At 46.1% G+C, this 16,545-nt stretch carries 17 protein-coding genes and 1 other annotated feature; of the genes, 2 read left to right on the top strand and 15 right to left on the bottom strand.

The window, feature by feature from the left end; genetic code table 11:
* Positions 1–218: 218 nt before the first annotated feature.
* The 3 genes from FHS17_RS08265 to lspA all read right to left on the bottom strand — a co-directional run bounded on the left by FHS17_RS08265 (position 219) and on the right by lspA (position 3,032).
* On the bottom strand, positions 219–1,454 hold the full coding sequence (locus tag FHS17_RS08265) for an LL-diaminopimelate aminotransferase (RefSeq protein ID WP_167277778.1): 1,236 nt from the start codon (positions 1,452–1,454) through the stop codon (positions 219–221).
* Between the two features lie 131 nt (positions 1,455–1,585).
* Positions 1,586–2,530 (bottom strand): RluA family pseudouridine synthase, encoded by a 945-nt coding sequence (locus tag FHS17_RS08260; RefSeq protein WP_167277775.1) that lies wholly within the window; start codon positions 2,528–2,530, stop codon positions 1,586–1,588.
* Positions 2,511–3,032, bottom strand: a complete 522-nt coding sequence (gene lspA, locus FHS17_RS08255) for a signal peptidase II (RefSeq protein WP_167277772.1) — start codon at positions 3,030–3,032, stop codon at positions 2,511–2,513. Before lspA ends, FHS17_RS08260 begins: the two co-directional genes overlap by 20 nt.
* A gap of 167 nt (positions 3,033–3,199) precedes the next feature.
* On the opposite strand from lspA, the gene FHS17_RS08250 reads away from it, so the two are divergent.
* Positions 3,200–3,910: a TraR/DksA C4-type zinc finger protein gene (locus FHS17_RS08250; RefSeq protein WP_167277770.1), complete on the top strand. Its 711-nt coding sequence runs from the start codon at positions 3,200–3,202 to the stop codon at positions 3,908–3,910.
* Between the two features lie 45 nt (positions 3,911–3,955).
* Here FHS17_RS08250 and FHS17_RS08245 read toward each other — a convergent pair whose 3' ends face one another.
* The 12 genes from FHS17_RS08245 to spoIIGA all read right to left on the bottom strand — a co-directional run bounded on the left by FHS17_RS08245 (position 3,956) and on the right by spoIIGA (position 15,027).
* On the bottom strand, positions 3,956–4,225 hold the full coding sequence (locus FHS17_RS08245; RefSeq protein WP_415639924.1) for a DUF5665 domain-containing protein: 270 nt from the start codon (positions 4,223–4,225) through the stop codon (positions 3,956–3,958).
* A gap of 241 nt (positions 4,226–4,466) precedes the next feature.
* Positions 4,467–7,556: an isoleucine--tRNA ligase gene (gene ileS, locus FHS17_RS08240; RefSeq protein WP_167277767.1), complete on the bottom strand. Its 3,090-nt coding sequence runs from the start codon at positions 7,554–7,556 to the stop codon at positions 4,467–4,469.
* 321 nt (positions 7,557–7,877) lie between these two features.
* Positions 7,878–8,154: a binding site (T-box leader), on the bottom strand.
* A gap of 66 nt (positions 8,155–8,220) precedes the next feature.
* Positions 8,221–8,751 carry a DivIVA domain-containing protein gene (locus FHS17_RS08235; protein ID WP_167277764.1) on the bottom strand — a complete coding sequence of 177 codons (531 nt, stop codon included), beginning with the start codon at positions 8,749–8,751 and terminating at the stop codon, positions 8,221–8,223.
* Positions 8,752–8,852: 101 nt separating this feature from the next.
* A complete protein-coding gene (locus tag FHS17_RS08230; protein WP_167277762.1) occupies positions 8,853–9,632 on the bottom strand; it encodes a YlmH family RNA-binding protein in 780 nt (259 codons plus the stop codon).
* Positions 9,633–9,645: 13 nt separating this feature from the next.
* Positions 9,646–9,897, bottom strand: coding sequence for a YggT family protein (locus FHS17_RS08225; protein ID WP_091183423.1), 252 nt, complete (start codon positions 9,895–9,897; stop codon positions 9,646–9,648).
* Between the two features lie 28 nt (positions 9,898–9,925).
* Positions 9,926–10,387, bottom strand: coding sequence for a cell division protein SepF (locus FHS17_RS08220; protein ID WP_167277760.1), 462 nt, complete (start codon positions 10,385–10,387; stop codon positions 9,926–9,928).
* A 3-nt stretch (positions 10,388–10,390) separates the two neighbouring features.
* Complete coding sequence (locus FHS17_RS08215; protein ID WP_167277758.1) at positions 10,391–11,119, bottom strand: YggS family pyridoxal phosphate-dependent enzyme; 729 nt, start codon at positions 11,117–11,119, stop codon at positions 10,391–10,393.
* A 4-nt stretch (positions 11,120–11,123) separates the two neighbouring features.
* Positions 11,124–11,978, bottom strand: coding sequence for a peptidoglycan editing factor PgeF (gene pgeF, locus FHS17_RS08210; RefSeq protein WP_167277756.1), 855 nt, complete (start codon positions 11,976–11,978; stop codon positions 11,124–11,126).
* 33 nt (positions 11,979–12,011) lie between these two features.
* Positions 12,012–12,290 (bottom strand): PRC-barrel domain-containing protein, encoded by a 279-nt coding sequence (locus FHS17_RS08205; protein ID WP_167277754.1) that lies wholly within the window; start codon positions 12,288–12,290, stop codon positions 12,012–12,014.
* Positions 12,291–12,442: 152 nt separating this feature from the next.
* Positions 12,443–13,225: an RNA polymerase sporulation sigma factor SigG gene (gene sigG, locus FHS17_RS08200; protein WP_167277752.1), complete on the bottom strand. Its 783-nt coding sequence runs from the start codon at positions 13,223–13,225 to the stop codon at positions 12,443–12,445.
* Positions 13,226–13,330: 105 nt separating this feature from the next.
* Positions 13,331–14,053: an RNA polymerase sporulation sigma factor SigE gene (gene sigE / locus FHS17_RS08195; RefSeq protein ID WP_167277749.1), complete on the bottom strand. Its 723-nt coding sequence runs from the start codon at positions 14,051–14,053 to the stop codon at positions 13,331–13,333.
* 50 nt (positions 14,054–14,103) lie between these two features.
* Positions 14,104–15,027: a sigma-E processing peptidase SpoIIGA gene (gene spoIIGA, locus FHS17_RS08190; protein WP_167277746.1), complete on the bottom strand. Its 924-nt coding sequence runs from the start codon at positions 15,025–15,027 to the stop codon at positions 14,104–14,106.
* 302 nt (positions 15,028–15,329) lie between these two features.
* Between spoIIGA and FHS17_RS08185 the strand changes: the two genes are divergently transcribed.
* Entirely contained in the window at positions 15,330–15,983 is a 654-nt protein-coding gene (locus FHS17_RS08185; RefSeq protein WP_243865242.1) for a DNA-binding response regulator, read from the top strand.
* Positions 15,984–16,545 lie beyond the last annotated feature (562 nt).

Below are 16,545 nucleotides of genomic sequence, written 5' to 3'. Positions count from 1 at the left end.
TTAGTTAAATAGCAAACTGCGCATTCGAATGTTCTTTTGGCCGCTGTTGCTCGGGGATTTCCTTGAATTAGTTGTATCAGGTGGAAATACCCGAGCAAAGGCGGTCGCTCCGCTCCTCAAGAATCATTCGAAATGCTCCGTTTGTTATTTAACTGATGGGGAAAGAAAAAGAAAGGCCGTACAGATTTGAATTCTGCACGGCCGTTCATTAATAGATATTAGAGGGACAGGTTACGGATACGTTCTACGGCTTTTTCCGTGTTCTCACGGGAACCGAAGGCTGTAAGGCGGAAGTAACCTTGACCGCTTTGACCGAAACCAACGCCTGGTGTACCTACGATGTTTGCTTCTGACAGAAGCTTATCGAAGAATGCCCAGCTGTCCATGCCGTTTGGTGTTTTGAGCCAGATGTATGGAGCATTAACGCCGCCGAATACTTCAAGACCGATCGAAGCAAGTCCGTCACGGATAATGCCTGCGTTTGTCATGTAGTAGTCAACAAGTGCTGCGATTTGCTCTTTGCCTTCCGGCGAGTAGATCGCTGCTGCACCACGTTGCGTTACATAAGATACACCGTTGAATTTAGTTGTATGACGGCGATTCCACAGATCGTTGATCAGCACTTCATTGCCGTTCGCATCAAGGCCTTTCAGCTTGCGAGGAACAACTGTGTAAGCACACCGTACGCCAGTGAAGCCTGCAGTCTTCGAGAAGCTGCGGAATTCGATAGCCACTTCGTCAGCGCCTTCGATTTCGTAGATGCTGTGTGGTACGTCATCTTCTTGGATGAACGCTTCATAAGCCGAATCATACAAAATAATGCAGTTATTTTCTTTTGCGTAATCAACCCATTTTTTCAGCTCTTCTTTGGAAAGAGTCATACCTGTTGGGTTGTTCGGGTAGCAAAGGTAGATGATATCTACTTTGCGGTCAGGAAGGCTAGGCGTGAAGTTGTTCTCCGCATTGCAATCCAGATATACGATGTTCTCGTAACGGTTAGTCTCTTTGTTGAATTTACCGGAACGGCCAGCCATAACGTTAGTGTCCACATATACCGGATAAACAGGATCTTGTACCGCCACGATGCTGTTCGTGCTGAAGATTTCTTGAATGTTACCAACGTCACATTTCGAGCCATCGCTGACGAATACTTCATTCGTTTGAATGTTGATGCCGCGAGCTTTATAGTCATTCTCGATGATCGCGTTGATCAGGAAGTCATAACCTTGCTCAGGGCCATAGCCGCGGAAAGAACCTGGCACAGCCAGTTCGTCAACTGCCGCATGCATCGCTTTTGTTACAGCTTCAGGCAGACCGCGAGTTACGTCGCCAATACCAAGGCTGATAATTTCAGCATTTGGATTTTCTTGCACAAATTTCGTGCGGCGTTTAGCGATTTCGGAGAACAAGTAGCTGCCTTGCAGCTCTGTATAATTGTGATTAATTGCTGTCATGAATGGTCACCGTTCCTTTTGCGATATGATAGTAAGCTAAGGATAGCTTACTTTTCACGTCGAAATAATGAAGAATTTGCTGAAATGTTTGTACTTTTCCGCACATGCCTCTAAATAGAGTTCCCCACTTATTAGCGCAAACGCAGCGAATTAATGACATGCTCCATATCACCAGGAATAGGTACCTCGAATTCCAGAAACTCCCCTGTCCGGGGATGCTTAAACCCTAATAATGCAGCATGCAACGCTTGACCTTTAAGGGCCACTGTCTTATTGCGTCCATAAACCGGATCACCAGCGAGCGGATAACCGATATATTTCAGATGAACACGAATTTGATGAGTACGTCCTGTTTCTAGCTGCAGCTCTACAATTGTATAATCCACCAGACGCTCCAGCACAACAAAATGAGTAACGGAATGCTTACTGTTCTTTTCCGTTACAGTGAACAGCTTCCGGTCATTCTGATCACGTCCGATAGGTGCATCTATTGTCCCCTGATCATGAGGCAGATTGCCATGAACAAGTGCAATATATTTGCGTGATACCGTATGCTCTTTCAATTGCTCAGCAAGTGATACGTGAGCAAGGTCATTTTTCGCAGCCATCAATAATCCGGACGTATCTTTATCAATTCGGTGAACGATACCTGGACGAAGAACACCATTGATGCCAGACAAATCCTTGCAATGATACATCAACGCATTAACGACAGTACCAGATGAATGCCCAGGTGCGGGATGAACAACCATTCCTCTTGGTTTGTTAATTACGATGACATCCGAGTCTTCGTACACAATATCAAGCGGAATATTCTCCGCTGCAATTGCCGCATCTTCCGGCTCAGGAATACGAACGACTGCTTGATCGCCGGATGACAATTTATAGTTGGACTTAACTATATTTCCATTAACCCGTACAGCTCCAGCCTTAATCCATTCCTGCACCTGTGTACGGGATATCGCATCATCATTCATACTGTCTGTTATAAATTTATCGATACGTTCCCCAGCCTGTTCAGGCGTCGCCTCATATTCCAACAGTTCTTCAGTTTCATTAAATTGGTTGCTGTTCATGCTCGTTTTGGTCCTTATCCTCTCTGTTGCCAATTCGTTTAGAATCTTCCTTCGAATTCAGCAAGGTGTCAATTATAATACAAGCCACGCCTACACAAATAGCGGAATCTGCTATGTTAAAAATCGGGAACGTATAGCTGCCGAAATTAAACATAAGGAAATCAACGACTTCACCATAAACGGCACGATCAAGAAAATTGCCGAATGCTCCGCCAAGCACTAATCCCAGACCGGTCAGAAGCCAAGCTTTACCGGAATTTCTGGAAATGTGAATATACCAGCCGATAGCACTGACAATGATGATGGTAATAATGATGAAAAATGCTCTCTGTTCCTGCAAAATGCTAAATGCTGCGCCGCGGTTCCGATACGAGGTAATTATAAAGAAATTGCCGATCACGCTAATCTGCTCGCCGATTTCAAGTTGAGCAGCAATCATTTTTTTCGTGATAAGGTCCAGCACAAATGCCACTATCGCGATCCAGTAATAATAAAAACGCATCGTATCCCTCCTAGTTTGTACCAAACTATTGTATTGTAGCATAACGTTCGTCTATTGAGCCAGTAGTACTGTTTCCAACGAAGTCCTTTATAAAAAAAGACGGTTTGTGAACACTATAGCGTAGATGTTGAACGACATACCTAATCCATTTAAGGAAGGTGCAATCGATGCCGAATGCAACAGCTGCCCAGCTTGCACATCTCCGCAGCCGTCTTGAAGCTGAGAAAAGGGAGCTCGAGGAACGATTATCCCAAAACGAGCATAATGGTCTCGCTTCTTCCCTGCGTGATAATACAGGTGAGCTATCGCCAATAGATAACCATCCCGCCGATCTGGGGACTGAAATGTTTGAACGCTCGAAGGATCTGGCTTTACTTGAGCAAGAAGATCTTCATTTAGCCCGTATTGCCGATGCCTTGGAGGCATTGGATAATGGAAGCTACGGCCAATGCCGTGCATGCGGCCAGCCAATTCCTTATGAACGACTTGAAGCCCTGCCTGATTCGCTGTATTGCGTCGAGCACGCACCACGCCAAGAACTTTCCCATCACACGCCGGTAGAAGAAGAATTTCTAGCTCATCCATTTGGCCGATCAAGCCGGGATGACGATGATTATAACGGCTTTGACGGTGAAGACGCCTGGCAAATTGTTGAGCAATGGGGTACTGCAGAATCGCCGGCTACGTCTGAGAACGCCAATGTTGGTGATTATGACCATATCGGTATCGAAGCAGATGAGAACGACGGCTTTGTGGAATCATTCGAAAGCTTCGTGGCAACCGATATAACCGGTAATCATGTCTCCGTTATTCGCAATCGCCACTACAAACAGTATATGGACCATAATGAAGGCGATCATGAGCTCGAGGAGCAATAATAAAAAGGCGGCGGTGCTTGGCACCGCCGCCTTTTTGCTGCTATTTTAATACATCTTGCCTTCCAGCTGGCTTTGTACAATCCTAACAATATCCGCAATGTAATCGCCAATGATAGGCAAGTTCAGTGCACCTAAAATTCGCAGCACATACAAGATTGTCGCCGCAAAGAAAGTAAAGCCAATCGCGAGGCCTACACCTTTCGCGAGACCTGCCAGCAAATTACGCCACAAAAGCCGAATGGGATGATTCAGCAAATCTACATATTCTGCAATTTGAGTCCGCTCCATATTCGTAGCGATTTTGCTCAGACGCATATCTAATTTGCTTAATTTACTTTCTAGTGTTTCTTCATCGTCTGGTTTCTTATTTTCATTTTCCGACTCATCGTTCAATTTAATACGGACCAAGTGGCGTCCCCCTTTGCAAAGCGTTAACGGTCGGAACCGGTTAGGAACCATCCGCTTGCTATAAGGAAAAAGGAGCCTTGTGATAAGGCACTCCTTTTTTTGTGGCCATGCTCCTTATACTATATCCCGAACTGTCGTGTTGATATGCCTATCCGCGGACAAGAATGCCGATTTCTTTGTCGCCAAGCTGCACGCGTTCCATACCTTCTGCCGATTCATACGAAACACTGTTTAACAAGACATTGTCATTCAGTACATTGCTGAATGCTTGAAGAGCTGCTTGAAGCTCTGCGTCAACATCAAGTGCCAGATCAATCCGTTTTTCGATTGGAAGATCAAGCTTCTTACGAGTGTCCTGAACCGCACGAATAACTTCACGCACCCAACCTTCCTGCTCAAGCTCTGGCGTAATATCTGTGTTGAGCGCAACTGTAACACCGCTAGCAGAAGCAGAAGCAAAACCGGATTTAGCTTGTTTCTCAACAAGCAGCTCTTCCGTTGTTACGGTGATCGCTTCGCCTTCTGCCGAAGTGAATACAAGGCTTCCAGAAGTAACAGCCTCGCGAGTAGCTTCCGCTGCCAATCCTTTCAAATACGCTTGGATAGGTCCAACATGCTTACCGTATTTTTTGCCCGCCACTTTCAGGTTGAGCTTCAGAGAGAAGTCAACAAAACCGCTGTCGCTATTTTGAACCACAATGGTCTTCACGTTGATCTCGTCTTTGATAATATCCTCATACTCTGCTACAGCAAAGTCACGGTCAAGCGATACGATCAGCTCTGACAAAGGCTGGCGAGTCTTGATACCCGTCTCATTCCGTACGTTGCGCGCAAGCTCAACGATTTGCTTCGCACTGTCCATATCACGTTCCAGTGTCTCATCAATAGCCGCTTCGTCCGCTGTCGGATAATCGGCAAAGTGAACGCTGGACTCTCCTCCAAGATTACCGTATACATCTTCTGCAAGCAGTGGTGCGTATGGTGCGATAACACGGGAGAGCGTCAGCAGCACGTGGCGCAGCGTTTGGTAAGCAGCGATTTTATCCTCCGTAAGACCACTTCCCCAGAAACGGTCACGCGAACGACGGATGTACCAGTTGCTCAGCTCATCAACGAAGATCTCGATTGCTTTCGCAGCGTTCAAGAAGTCATTAACTTCGAGACCTTTTACTACGTTTTTGATCAGACTGTTCAGACGGGATACAATCCAGCGATCCAGCTTACTTGTGGATGGACGCTCTGGATGATCAGCCGGGTTAAAGCCGTCAATTGAAGCGTATAACGCGTAGAACGCATGTGTGTTTACGATCGTATCGATAACTTTCGATTTCGCTTCGCCCACAATGCCGCGTGAGAAGCGTTTGCTGTTCCATGGTGCACTATCTGCAAGAAGTGCCCAACGGAAGGCATCCGTACCGTATTCATTGATGATTTCCCAAGGATCGATAACATTGCCCTTCGACTTGGACATCTTTTGACCGTTCTCATCAAGGATATGGCCAGTCGAGATAACTGCTTTGTATGGCGCTTTGCCATTGTACAGCGTCGAAACAGCGAGCAAGCTGAAGAACCAGCCGCGCGTTTGGTCGATACCTTCACAGATCATATCTGCCGGGTATTGCTCGGCAAACTCTTCCGCATTCTCGAACGGATGATGCTGCTGTGCAAATGGCATCGAACCACTGTCGAACCATACATCAATAACTTCAGAAGTACGAGTCATCACAGCGCCTTCCTGGAATGGCGACTTCAGCTTGATCTCATCCACATACGGCTTATGAAGCTCGATATCTTCCGGCACAAAGTCTACGGCGCGTTCGCGCAGGTCAGCAATGCTGCTAGGTGCATATTCTTTACCCGTTGCTTCACATACCCAAACATTAAGCGGCGTTCCCCAATAACGGTTACGGCTGATATTCCAATCCACCAAGTCTTCAAGGAACTTGCCAAAGCGTCCTTCACGGATATGACCTGGGTACCAGTCTACTGTGCTGTTGTTAGCGATCAACTGCTCTTTCACTTTTGTTGTTTCGATGAACCAGCTCTCTGTCGCATAGTACAGAAGCGGAGATTTACAGCGCCAGCAGAATGGATAGCTGTGCTCATAACGCTCTTTGGAATAGAGCAGTCCACGCTCGCTGAGCATTTTAACAATGTCAACATCGCAGTCTTTAACGAATTTACCAGCCAAATCCGTTACTTCATCTACGTAACGTCCAGCGTTATTTACTACACTCAGCATGCTGATGCCGTTCTGACGGGCTACTTTATAGTCATCTTCACCATGTGCTGGTGCGATATGAACGATACCAGTACCACTTGTGTCGCTGACAAAGTCACCAGGGATAACAATGTGACCTTTTTCAATTGGTACATAGCGGAATGGAGGCTCATAAGAAAGACCAACAAGCTCCGAACCTTTCACCGTCGAGAGTGTCTCATAACCCTCTTTAAGCACGCTCTCTGCCAGGTTTTGAGCGACGATGTATACTTCGCCGTCTTTGGATGCGCGAATATAATCAAGCTCCGGATTTACTGCCAGAGCAACGTTCGCCGGTAATGTCCAAGGCGTAGTCGTCCAAGCAAGAATCGATTCGCCGTTGCTGAGTTTGAACTTAACTGTTGCGCTTAGATCTTTTACATCTTCATAGCCTTGTGCAACCTCATGCGAACTCAGTGTCGTTTGGCAGCAAGGGCAATAAGGGCTTACGCGATGTCCGCGATACAGCAGACCTTTGCTGTGAATCGTCGAGAGGATATGCCAAACGCTTTCGATGTACTCATTTTTCAAAGTGATATATGGGTTATCGAGATCTGTCCAATAAGCAATTGCTTCTGTCAGTTCACGCCATTGCTTCTCATACACGAACACGCTGTCTTTACACTTCTTGATGAATTCCTCAACACCATACTTCTCAATCTCTTGCTTGCCGGAAATACCAAGCTGCTTCTCCACGCCAAGCTCTACCGGCAGACCGTGAGTATCCCAGCCGGCTTTACGAACGACACGGTAGCCCGACATCGTTTTGTAACGGCCGATAAAGTCCTTAATTACGCGGCCAAGCACGTGACCGATATGCGGTGCACCATTAGCAGTTGGCGGGCCTTCATAGAAGACATAGTTTGGTTTACCTGTACGGTTCTCGATCGATTTCTTGAACGTATCGTTCTCTGCCCATTGCTGCAGAATACGCAATTCCCGAGCTCTTGCTTTTTCTTTGACATCTACTCTTTGCATTATTCATGACCTCCTAAAAAGAATTAGAACTTTAACAGCCAAATTCAGGCTGTTCGTGATGATTCTTACTTCGTAAGCATTAGCTTTAAAGAATTAGAACTTTAACAGCCAAATTCAGGCTGTTCGTGATGATTCTTACTTCGTAAGCATTAGCTGAAAGAATTAGAACTTTAACAGCCAAATTCAGGCTGTTCGTGATGATTCTTACTTCGTAAGCATTAGCTTAAAAGAATTAGAACTTTAACAGCCAAATTCAGGCTGTTCGTGATGATTCTTACTTCGTAAGCATTAGCTTAAAAAACAAAAAAGCCCCGTCCCTGTAAAAGGGACGAGGCTTAGCTCGCGTTACCACCCTTGTTCCGTAGTCCACGTTGAATGAATCAACCGACTGCGGCACCTTGGCGCGAATGAACAATTCGCGGTCCCTGTAACGGGGGACAAACCGTCAGCTCTTAATGATGCAACCACCAAGGGTCACATGTTCAGCGCTGCTTCTCGGAGATGATTTTCCGAATCGGTTCGAACGCCGCTTCTCAGCAATCAACGGCTCTCTGGTGGACGAACTTGGAATCGTACTCGTTCTCGTCAATGAAGTTTGAATCAACTACCATGCAATTACTATTATTTATAGCTTATCGCCACTGCGATGTCAAATGTCAAATGCCTATCCGCGCTGTAAATGTTCAGCCGTCAGATGAGTTACCGTAGACGATGAGTGAGAAATCTGCTGACTCTCGGCATTTAACGAATCCCAGCCCTCTTGACCAAGCAGTTCAAGCTGAGCTTCTACCAGCGTACGGAAACGAGCACGATAGATTGAGGCTTGCTTCTTGAGCTCTTCCACCTCAAGCGATACTTTGCGTGATTTGGAAAGCGACTCGTTAATAATACGATCTGCGTTTTTCTCTGACTCTTTTATAATAAGCTGCGCTTCTTTCTTAGCATTACTACGCACTTCGTCTGCAGCCTCTTGAGCGACGATAATCGTTTTACTGAGCGTTTCTTCGATATTCGAGAAGTGATTCAATCTCTCCTGAAGACCCAAAATCTGGTTCTGCAGTTCCTTGTTCTCGCGAATAATCGATTCGTAATCCTTGATCACCTGATCGAGGAATTCATTCACTTCATCCTCGTCATACCCGCGTAATCTTCGTCCAAATTCCTTGTTATGTATGTCCAATGGCGTCAACGGCATTGGCGCACCTCCTCAACGTATTTGCCGCATTCGCGGATGTACTCGGAATTATTCGTTGTTGGAATGGATTTCGACAGTTCTTTCCAAAATCCTGCAACGAATCAAATAAATTTACCAACCTTGACGCGAATTCTTCCCTTTTTCGTCATGCCATCAATTTCCAACACCTTAAACCTTCCAAGCCCCTTAAAGGAAACAACATCTCCCAGTTTGAGCTGTTCTGACGGATTCTCGGATGTCTTCCAGTTAACTCTACATCTGCCTGCACGGATGGGATCCACAATCTTAGTCCGGCTGATACGGTAGACGTCGCTAGCGATTCCATCAAGCCGCATGGAAGCGACTGTGAAGGACATTTCTTGAAGGGCAGGTACAACGGGCTTAAGCTCAGTGATGGGAATTATTTCCGTAAGTACGCTCGCACGATGCACTTGTCTTAAGTGTACATTTAAGTAATCGGCAATTTCGTCCAAAACAATTATATGTGAGTAGTCCTCATGTACATGAATATCTCCAATTCGATCACGTTTGACGCCGAGACCGAGCAATGCGCCCAGGTAATCGCCGTGATCAAGATCCAGATGAGTACCTCCGCCATCTACGGCCAGGACGGATAAACCAATCGGCTCATCATCCAAATAACGGTATTCTGGTCCAATAATGGCTCTGCATCGCTCAGCCTCCGGATAACCGCCTGCAAGGCGAAGCTGTACGTCTGGATTCCGATTTGCAAGCATCTGCACAATCTCTGCTTGTCTCGGATCTAAAAAATCGGTCCGCTTCAGCTCATGAAGCTGCGCGGACCGTTCAACCCACTCCATGGCCCGGTCTACAAAAGGTTTCTCATCCGGATGGAAATGCTCGTATAATGTTGGCTTCATAGAATGCCCTTCCTTAGAACATGTTCAGAATGAAATCGACAACAGCATAGAGACCGTAAGCAATAAAGCGCAAAGCAAAGATTGCTATAATCGGTGAAATATCAAGCATGCCGCCAATCGGTGGAATAAATCTGCGGAAAATACCAAGATACGGCTCCACCAGTTTGCCCAGCCATACACCAATAAAGCTCTCACGAGCATTAGGCAGCCAGGACAACAATACGTAACCAATAATCATAAAGCTGTAAATATTCTGGATGTTCATTATCAAACCATAGACGTCCAAATCAAGGTCACCTCATCTTATTGTAATCAATATCCTCTGCCAGCATTTCTGTAATGGCGCCTTGAATTTCCACGGAATCCGGTGTACATAGGAAGATGTTTGGCCCAAGTTTCGAAATGTGGCCGTTAAGCGCATATACGGTACCGCTTAAAAAATCAACGATCCGCACAGCCAAATCTGTACGCACACGCTGCAGATTGACAATAACCGCCCGGCGAGAACGCAAATGGTCGGCAATATCCTGTGCTTCATCGTATGAGCGCGGCTCGCTTAATACGACTCGGACACTCTTTTGCGAATGAATACTCACAATATTGTTGTTATTACCGCCTTTGGTGTTTCTACGTGATTCGAAAGGAGAAGTTTCAACCTCTTGTTCTTCTGATTGTGGAGTTACCTTCTCACGCTCTACAACTTCTTCTTCCTCTTGAAGGCCTAAAAAGTTCATAAACCGGTTCATGACACTCATCGATTATCCCTCTTTTCCTACTAATATCGTTCCCAAACGGATCCAGGTTGCACCTTCTTCTATCGCAACCGCGAAATCTCCCGACATCCCCATCGACAATTCCTTCATCGGTTCAGAGAGTAGTTCACGCTTGTTCATCTCATCCCGAAGCTCTCGCAAAGCACGAAATACAGGTCTTGTCTCCTCCGCTTCCGTCTCATACGGAGCCATCGTCATAAGTCCGATAATGCGCAGAGATGATAATTCCTTAAGCTCCGTTAAAAGGACCGGCAGTTGCTCCGGTTCAATACCATGCTTGGAATCTTCACCTGACACATTAACCTGGACGAAACATGGAACGGTAATACCTAGCTGGGAAGCCCTTTTATCAATCGCCTGTGCCAAAGACAAACGATCGATCGAATGTATGTATGTAAATTTCCCAATGACGTCCTTCACTTTGTTCGTCTGCAGCGACCCGATAAAATGCCATATGGCTTGTCCACTGCCTTTGCCTGAATCCTTGCCGCTAATGGCTTCCCACTTGTCCTTAGCGTCCTGCCAACGATTCTCGCCGAGATGCTGAAGTCCTAACTGATAGGCAGCCTCCGCTGTTTCCAGCGACACATACTTTGTTACCGCAATAATGTTTACATCCTCACGGCTGCGGCCGCTTCTCTCGCAAGCTGCTGCGATCCGACGCTCCACCTCTTCTATTCTTTCAGATAATGCTGTTTTAATCGTATTCGTCATTCGATCACCTTTCCCGGATACCGATCCAGCTGGCCATACGGCCAGTTTTGCCGCCTTCCTTCCGGTGGGAGAAAAACTGATCACTGCTGCATCCTGTGCACCACTCGGATAATTCGATATGAATCGGCAAAATTCCTGCTTTAAGCATAATATGTCGGTTAATTTGTTTTAAGTTTACCATAGCTTTACCGTTTTCCACCAATGTAAGCATAGATTCAGGGACAGAATTTACTAAGTTTGCGAGTTCTTGTACGAGCGGCTGCAGCTTATCAATGACAAAACCGTCGACTTCATAACAGCAGTCATCAATCGACGGACCTATAGCACAGCGAATCTGTTCGGGCTTTGACCCGTATTGCTTCTCCATCGCTTCAATTGTCCGTATCGCAATTTGCTGAACCGTGCCCTTCCACCCTGCATGGGCAAGCGCAACCGCTTGATGCTCCGGGTCATAGAAATACAAAGGAACACAGTCCGCGTAAAATGATGCAAGCAGCACACCTGGCACGTTCGTAATAAGCGCGTCCGTATCTGCAATGGCTGAAGCTCGTGACAGCCGGCCCATCCCCCGCTCCACTTCCGTAACGGCGAATACATCACTGCCATGCACCTGTTCCCCGCACGTCCAAGCCTCAAATGGCCAATCTATAGCTTCGGCAATTAGCTGACGGTTACGTACAACGTCTGCATCCTGATCACCAACATGCAGACCTACATTAAGAGAAGCCCAAGGTTCTTCACTTACTCCGCCGTTTCTGCTTGTAAAACCAGCAGTCAAATATTCATTTTGCTCCATCCATGTTGGCAATAAAAAAAGCGAAGGTCCCTTCGCCGAAAGAATAGATTTAAACGATTCCATACGGGCACTCACCTCTGTAAGCAGTTTACCCTGTTATGAGCGGGCGTGCAAATCTTCGTCCTCAAGTTTCTTATTTGATTCATCCATTCGGACAAGCACGACGTCTGCCCCGATTTTAACAATATTACGCCACGGGATAACGACCTCTGTCCCGCCGTTTCCGAACACACCTAGAAATCTTGTGTACTGGGGAATAACGATCGCATCGATACGACCTTGACGCAGGTCAAGTTCCAGATCGCTGACTTGCCCTAGCTTTTTGCCGTCCACAATATTAATAACATCCTTCGTTTGAAAATCCGATATCTTCATTTGCACATCACCTTTCACTTGAACGGGATGAACATCCTCTCTTATCTATATGTACAAAACGCCCAAAATGTCCTGTTCGGACAAAAAAACAAGTTAGCTTGTTCACCTGAACAAGCACTGGAACATGAAAAAACGGTGCCAAGTGGCACCGTTCAAGTCTTAACATGTTTTTGCATTTGTTGGATAGCTGATTTCTCCAGCCTGGATACCTGTGCTTGTGAAATGCCGATTTCGTCAGCAACTTCCATTTGCGTCTTTCCTTCAAAGAAGCGCATCGACAAGATCATTTTTTCACGATCGTTTAATTTATGCATCGCTTCACGAAGTGCAATTTCTTCGATCCAGGATACGTCTTTGTTCTTGTCATCACTTATTTGATCCATTACATAAATCGGGTCACCGCCGTCATGATAGATCGGCTCGAACAAGGAGACCGGATCTTGAATCGCGTCCAGCGCGAATACAACATCTTCCTTTGGTACATTCAGCGCTTCTGAAATTTCAAAAATCGTTGGTTCACGCGAATTTTGATTCGTCAGGCTGTCACGCACCTGAAGCGCTTTGTAGGCAATATCCCTTAAGCTCCGCGATACACGGATCGGATTATTGTCACGTAAGTAACGGCGAATTTCACCGATAATCATCGGCACGGCATAGGTGGAAAATTTGACGTTCTGGCTAAGGTCGAAATTATCGATCGCCTTCATAAGTCCAATGCAGCCGACCTGGAATAAGTCGTCTACAAACTCTCCCCTGTTATTAAACCGCTGAATAACACTAAGAACCAGTCTTAAATTGCCGTTAACTAATTTCTCTCTGGCTGCCCATTCGCTCTTGGTTTGTAATGCGGTGAACAGCTCCCGCATCTCGGCGTTTGTAAGGACAGGCAGTTTCGAAGTATCCACTCCACAGATCTCGACTTTATTTCGGGTCAACGTGATTACCTCCCAAGGAGAAACATTAATGTACATTATCTCCCTGGACCCCTATTTTATTCTTCAAAAACAGGGGTATCTGTTGCCCCATAATTGGGTATAACATTACACCATTTTGTTAAATTCCTTACGCAGCCGCTTAATGATACGTTTTTCCAGACGTGAAATATAAGATTGAGAAATGCCGAGAAGATCGGCAACATCCTTCTGTGTTTTTTCTTCACCATCGGCGAGTCCAAAGCGCAGTTCCATAATAATACGCTCCCGCTCCGACAGCTTATCGAGTGCTTTATGGAGAAGCTTCCGGTCTACCTGCTCTTCAATATTCCTGTAAATGGTATCATTTTCTGTACCAAGCACGTCAGACAACAGCAGCTCATTACCGTCCCAATCAATGTTGAGTGGTTCATCAAAGGATACTTCCGTCCGCGTCTTGCTATTCCGCCTTAGATACATAAGAATTTCATTCTCAATACAACGAGATGCATACGTCGCAAGCTTAATCTTTTTCTCCGGATCAAAGGTGTTAACTGCTTTAATAAGTCCAATTGCACCGATGGATACCAAATCTTCAATATGGATACCTGTATTCTCGAATTTTCGCGCAATGTAAACGACCAGACGCAGGTTGCGTTCGATCAGCATGGCACGAATCGCCGTATCGCCGGATGGAAGCTTATCGAGTAAATATTCCTCTTCTTCACGGGTCAAGGGCGGAGGAAGTGCTTCGCTGCCGCCAATATAATAGATTTCTTCGCTTTTTAATCCGAATAAAAACAAAACACGATAATAATATAACTGCAGGGTTAATTTCCACTTGACGAGCATCTGGCCCATCCCTCCCCAAATTGATGTATCCGTTCATCTTCTTTATCCAATCATTGGCTGTTCTGAACGAGTGACGGATGGATTATCGCTTGGTAAGCGCTGTCTGACGAAAGTTTACCGCCGTCGATGCCGACCAGCACCTTCCGTGAAACGTACACTTGCCCTTCCCGCTCAATCTGAACAAAATCCGGCTTGAGTGCCAACATAAACTGTGAACCACGATTGATCCCTCTGTAGGGTACAAGTCGCAGCCGATCCTGCCAGACGAAATTTTCTTCGCCAAGTCCTGCAACCAGTCTATCTACCTGCGAATCGCGTATGCTCTTTAACCATGACTCTGGTAAGTCGTCTTGCCATATGTTCGCTTCCACAACCATAACTGGTGTCCGGGTTAACGGATCATACAGTTGGTTGCCTGTGTCGATCAGTCCGGTGCAGGTATGCTGCCGGTCGCCGATTTGAATTTTCACCTCGGCCAAATGTGTTCTCACCAGCTCCCTCTCGCGCCGCTGAACATAAACAGAGCGGTATATGTAAATGCCGATACTAAATGCAGCGAGCACATAAATAAATCCCATCTTCAGCTCAACCTGCATACCGCCATTTATAAAGGTGATCGTACGCCATACTTCGCCTGAGCCCTGCATAAGCAAGTAATGAATCCCGATGATCGCTCCGGCGGCAACAAAGTTAACCGTGTAAAAGGCGGCGATGTTTCGGAAAAAGTTTTGTATGGAAGAAAATCCAAACGCAACCCATAGCATCAGGAGAGAAATCGGTATTTTGACGGCTAATGTAAATAAAATTGATAGTGGTGGAAAAAGCATAAGAATGACATAACCAGCGCCAATGCTCGCTGCAGTCAGCACCCGCCAAGGACGTGCACGGATATGGCGGACCCAAGCAGTCGTGAGCAATATACTGCCGTCAACAAGCATTTCCCGCACAAACATGACATCGACATAAACAGCCACAGCTTCACCTTCCAGCGGGTTCGAACGACAGATCGTTTACTCTCCCTCCGGAGAGAACGATTGAACCTAGTATATAAAAATCCTATTTCAAAGTCTGTCTAAACATGACGGCATGACATAGCTTTTTTTGTCGAGGGTAAAATGGGAGTTTATAGGGCTGATGGGTTGTTGATTATCCTGTAATATGGTATCTTTATCCATATGAATCGCATGGTCGTGAGGCACACGCCACGTTTTTAGGAACTATTTTGTTCCTGGAGGCGTGGCTTTTTTGTATCTAATTGCGAGGAGCGTGACTAGATTTGTCGTATGAAGAGGTTTATGAAAGCTGGTTTCATGATCATCTTAAGAGGCGAGTCGGAGAAAATAAAAGAAGACTACTGGAAGGACATAGTCACGAAGGACAACTTTTTCTGCAAAAAGTATGGTTCCCCGCCTTCTCACAATTCGACTACCTTCATCCTGAATTTGAGATAGTGGACTTTCGTGATGGGAAAAGATATTTGGATTTTGCCTATATTCGCTCCCCTCTCCGGCTTGCTATCGAGATAGATGGATTTAACACTCACGCTGCTGGGGTAAGCAGATGGCAATTCTCTGATCATCTGGTGAGGCAAAATCATCTAGTGATCGACGAATGGAATGTTCTGCGTTTCTCCTACGACGATGTCAGGGATAAGCCTCGCATGTGCATCCAAATACTGCAGCAGTTTTTTGGATCAAGACTGGGGAGTGCCCTGGATGCTGATTCGAGCGCGGATGATATTCTGGAGAAGGAGATTATTCGTTACGCGCTGCAGCTTGATCGTCCGATACGGCCGATAGATGTTCGTCAGCACTTACAAATTGGGAAAGATCGAACAAAATCTCTGATTAATAATCTCATTAAATCCAATAGACTAATCAAACATGGTGAAGGCACTAAACGTGCTCGTTGCTTTATTGTAAATAAATAATGATTGGCAGAGCTAAACTTGCTTTCGGCACGTTTGACCATCTATAGGGCGGTTTTCGGATTTACAGCGGGCTAGATGGTTAGTTTCTTACCCTGAAAGGCTGCTTTCAGCCTTTCAGGAGCACGCTAGCCTTGCTTTTGGCACATTTGACCTCCTGTAAGGCGGTTTTCGGACTTACAGCGGGCTAGATGGCTAGTTGTGTATCGTGTAAGGCTGAGTTCAGCCTTACACGATACACTAACCCTGGTTTGGGCACGTTTGACCTTCTGTATGGCGGTTTCCGGACTTACAGCTGGCTAGTTGGCTAGGTTAGCATCTTGAATGGCTGGTTTCAGCCTTACACGACACACTAACCTTGGTTTGGGCACGTTTGACCTCCTGTAGGGCGGTTTCCGAACTTACAGCGGGCTATATGCTAGTTTTGTATCGTGTAAGGCTGGGTTCAGCCTTACACGATACACTAACCTTGGTTTGGGCACGTTTGACCTTCTGTATGGCGGTTTCCGGACTTACAGCTGGCTAGTTGGCCGGTTAGCATCCTGAATGGCTGGTTTCAGCCTTA

The organism is Paenibacillus lupini (genome assembly GCF_011761355.1).
GTDB classification, from domain to species: Bacteria; Bacillota; Bacilli; order Paenibacillales; family Paenibacillaceae; genus Pristimantibacillus; species Pristimantibacillus lupini.
This window is presented reverse-complemented; position numbering and strand designations above follow the sequence as displayed.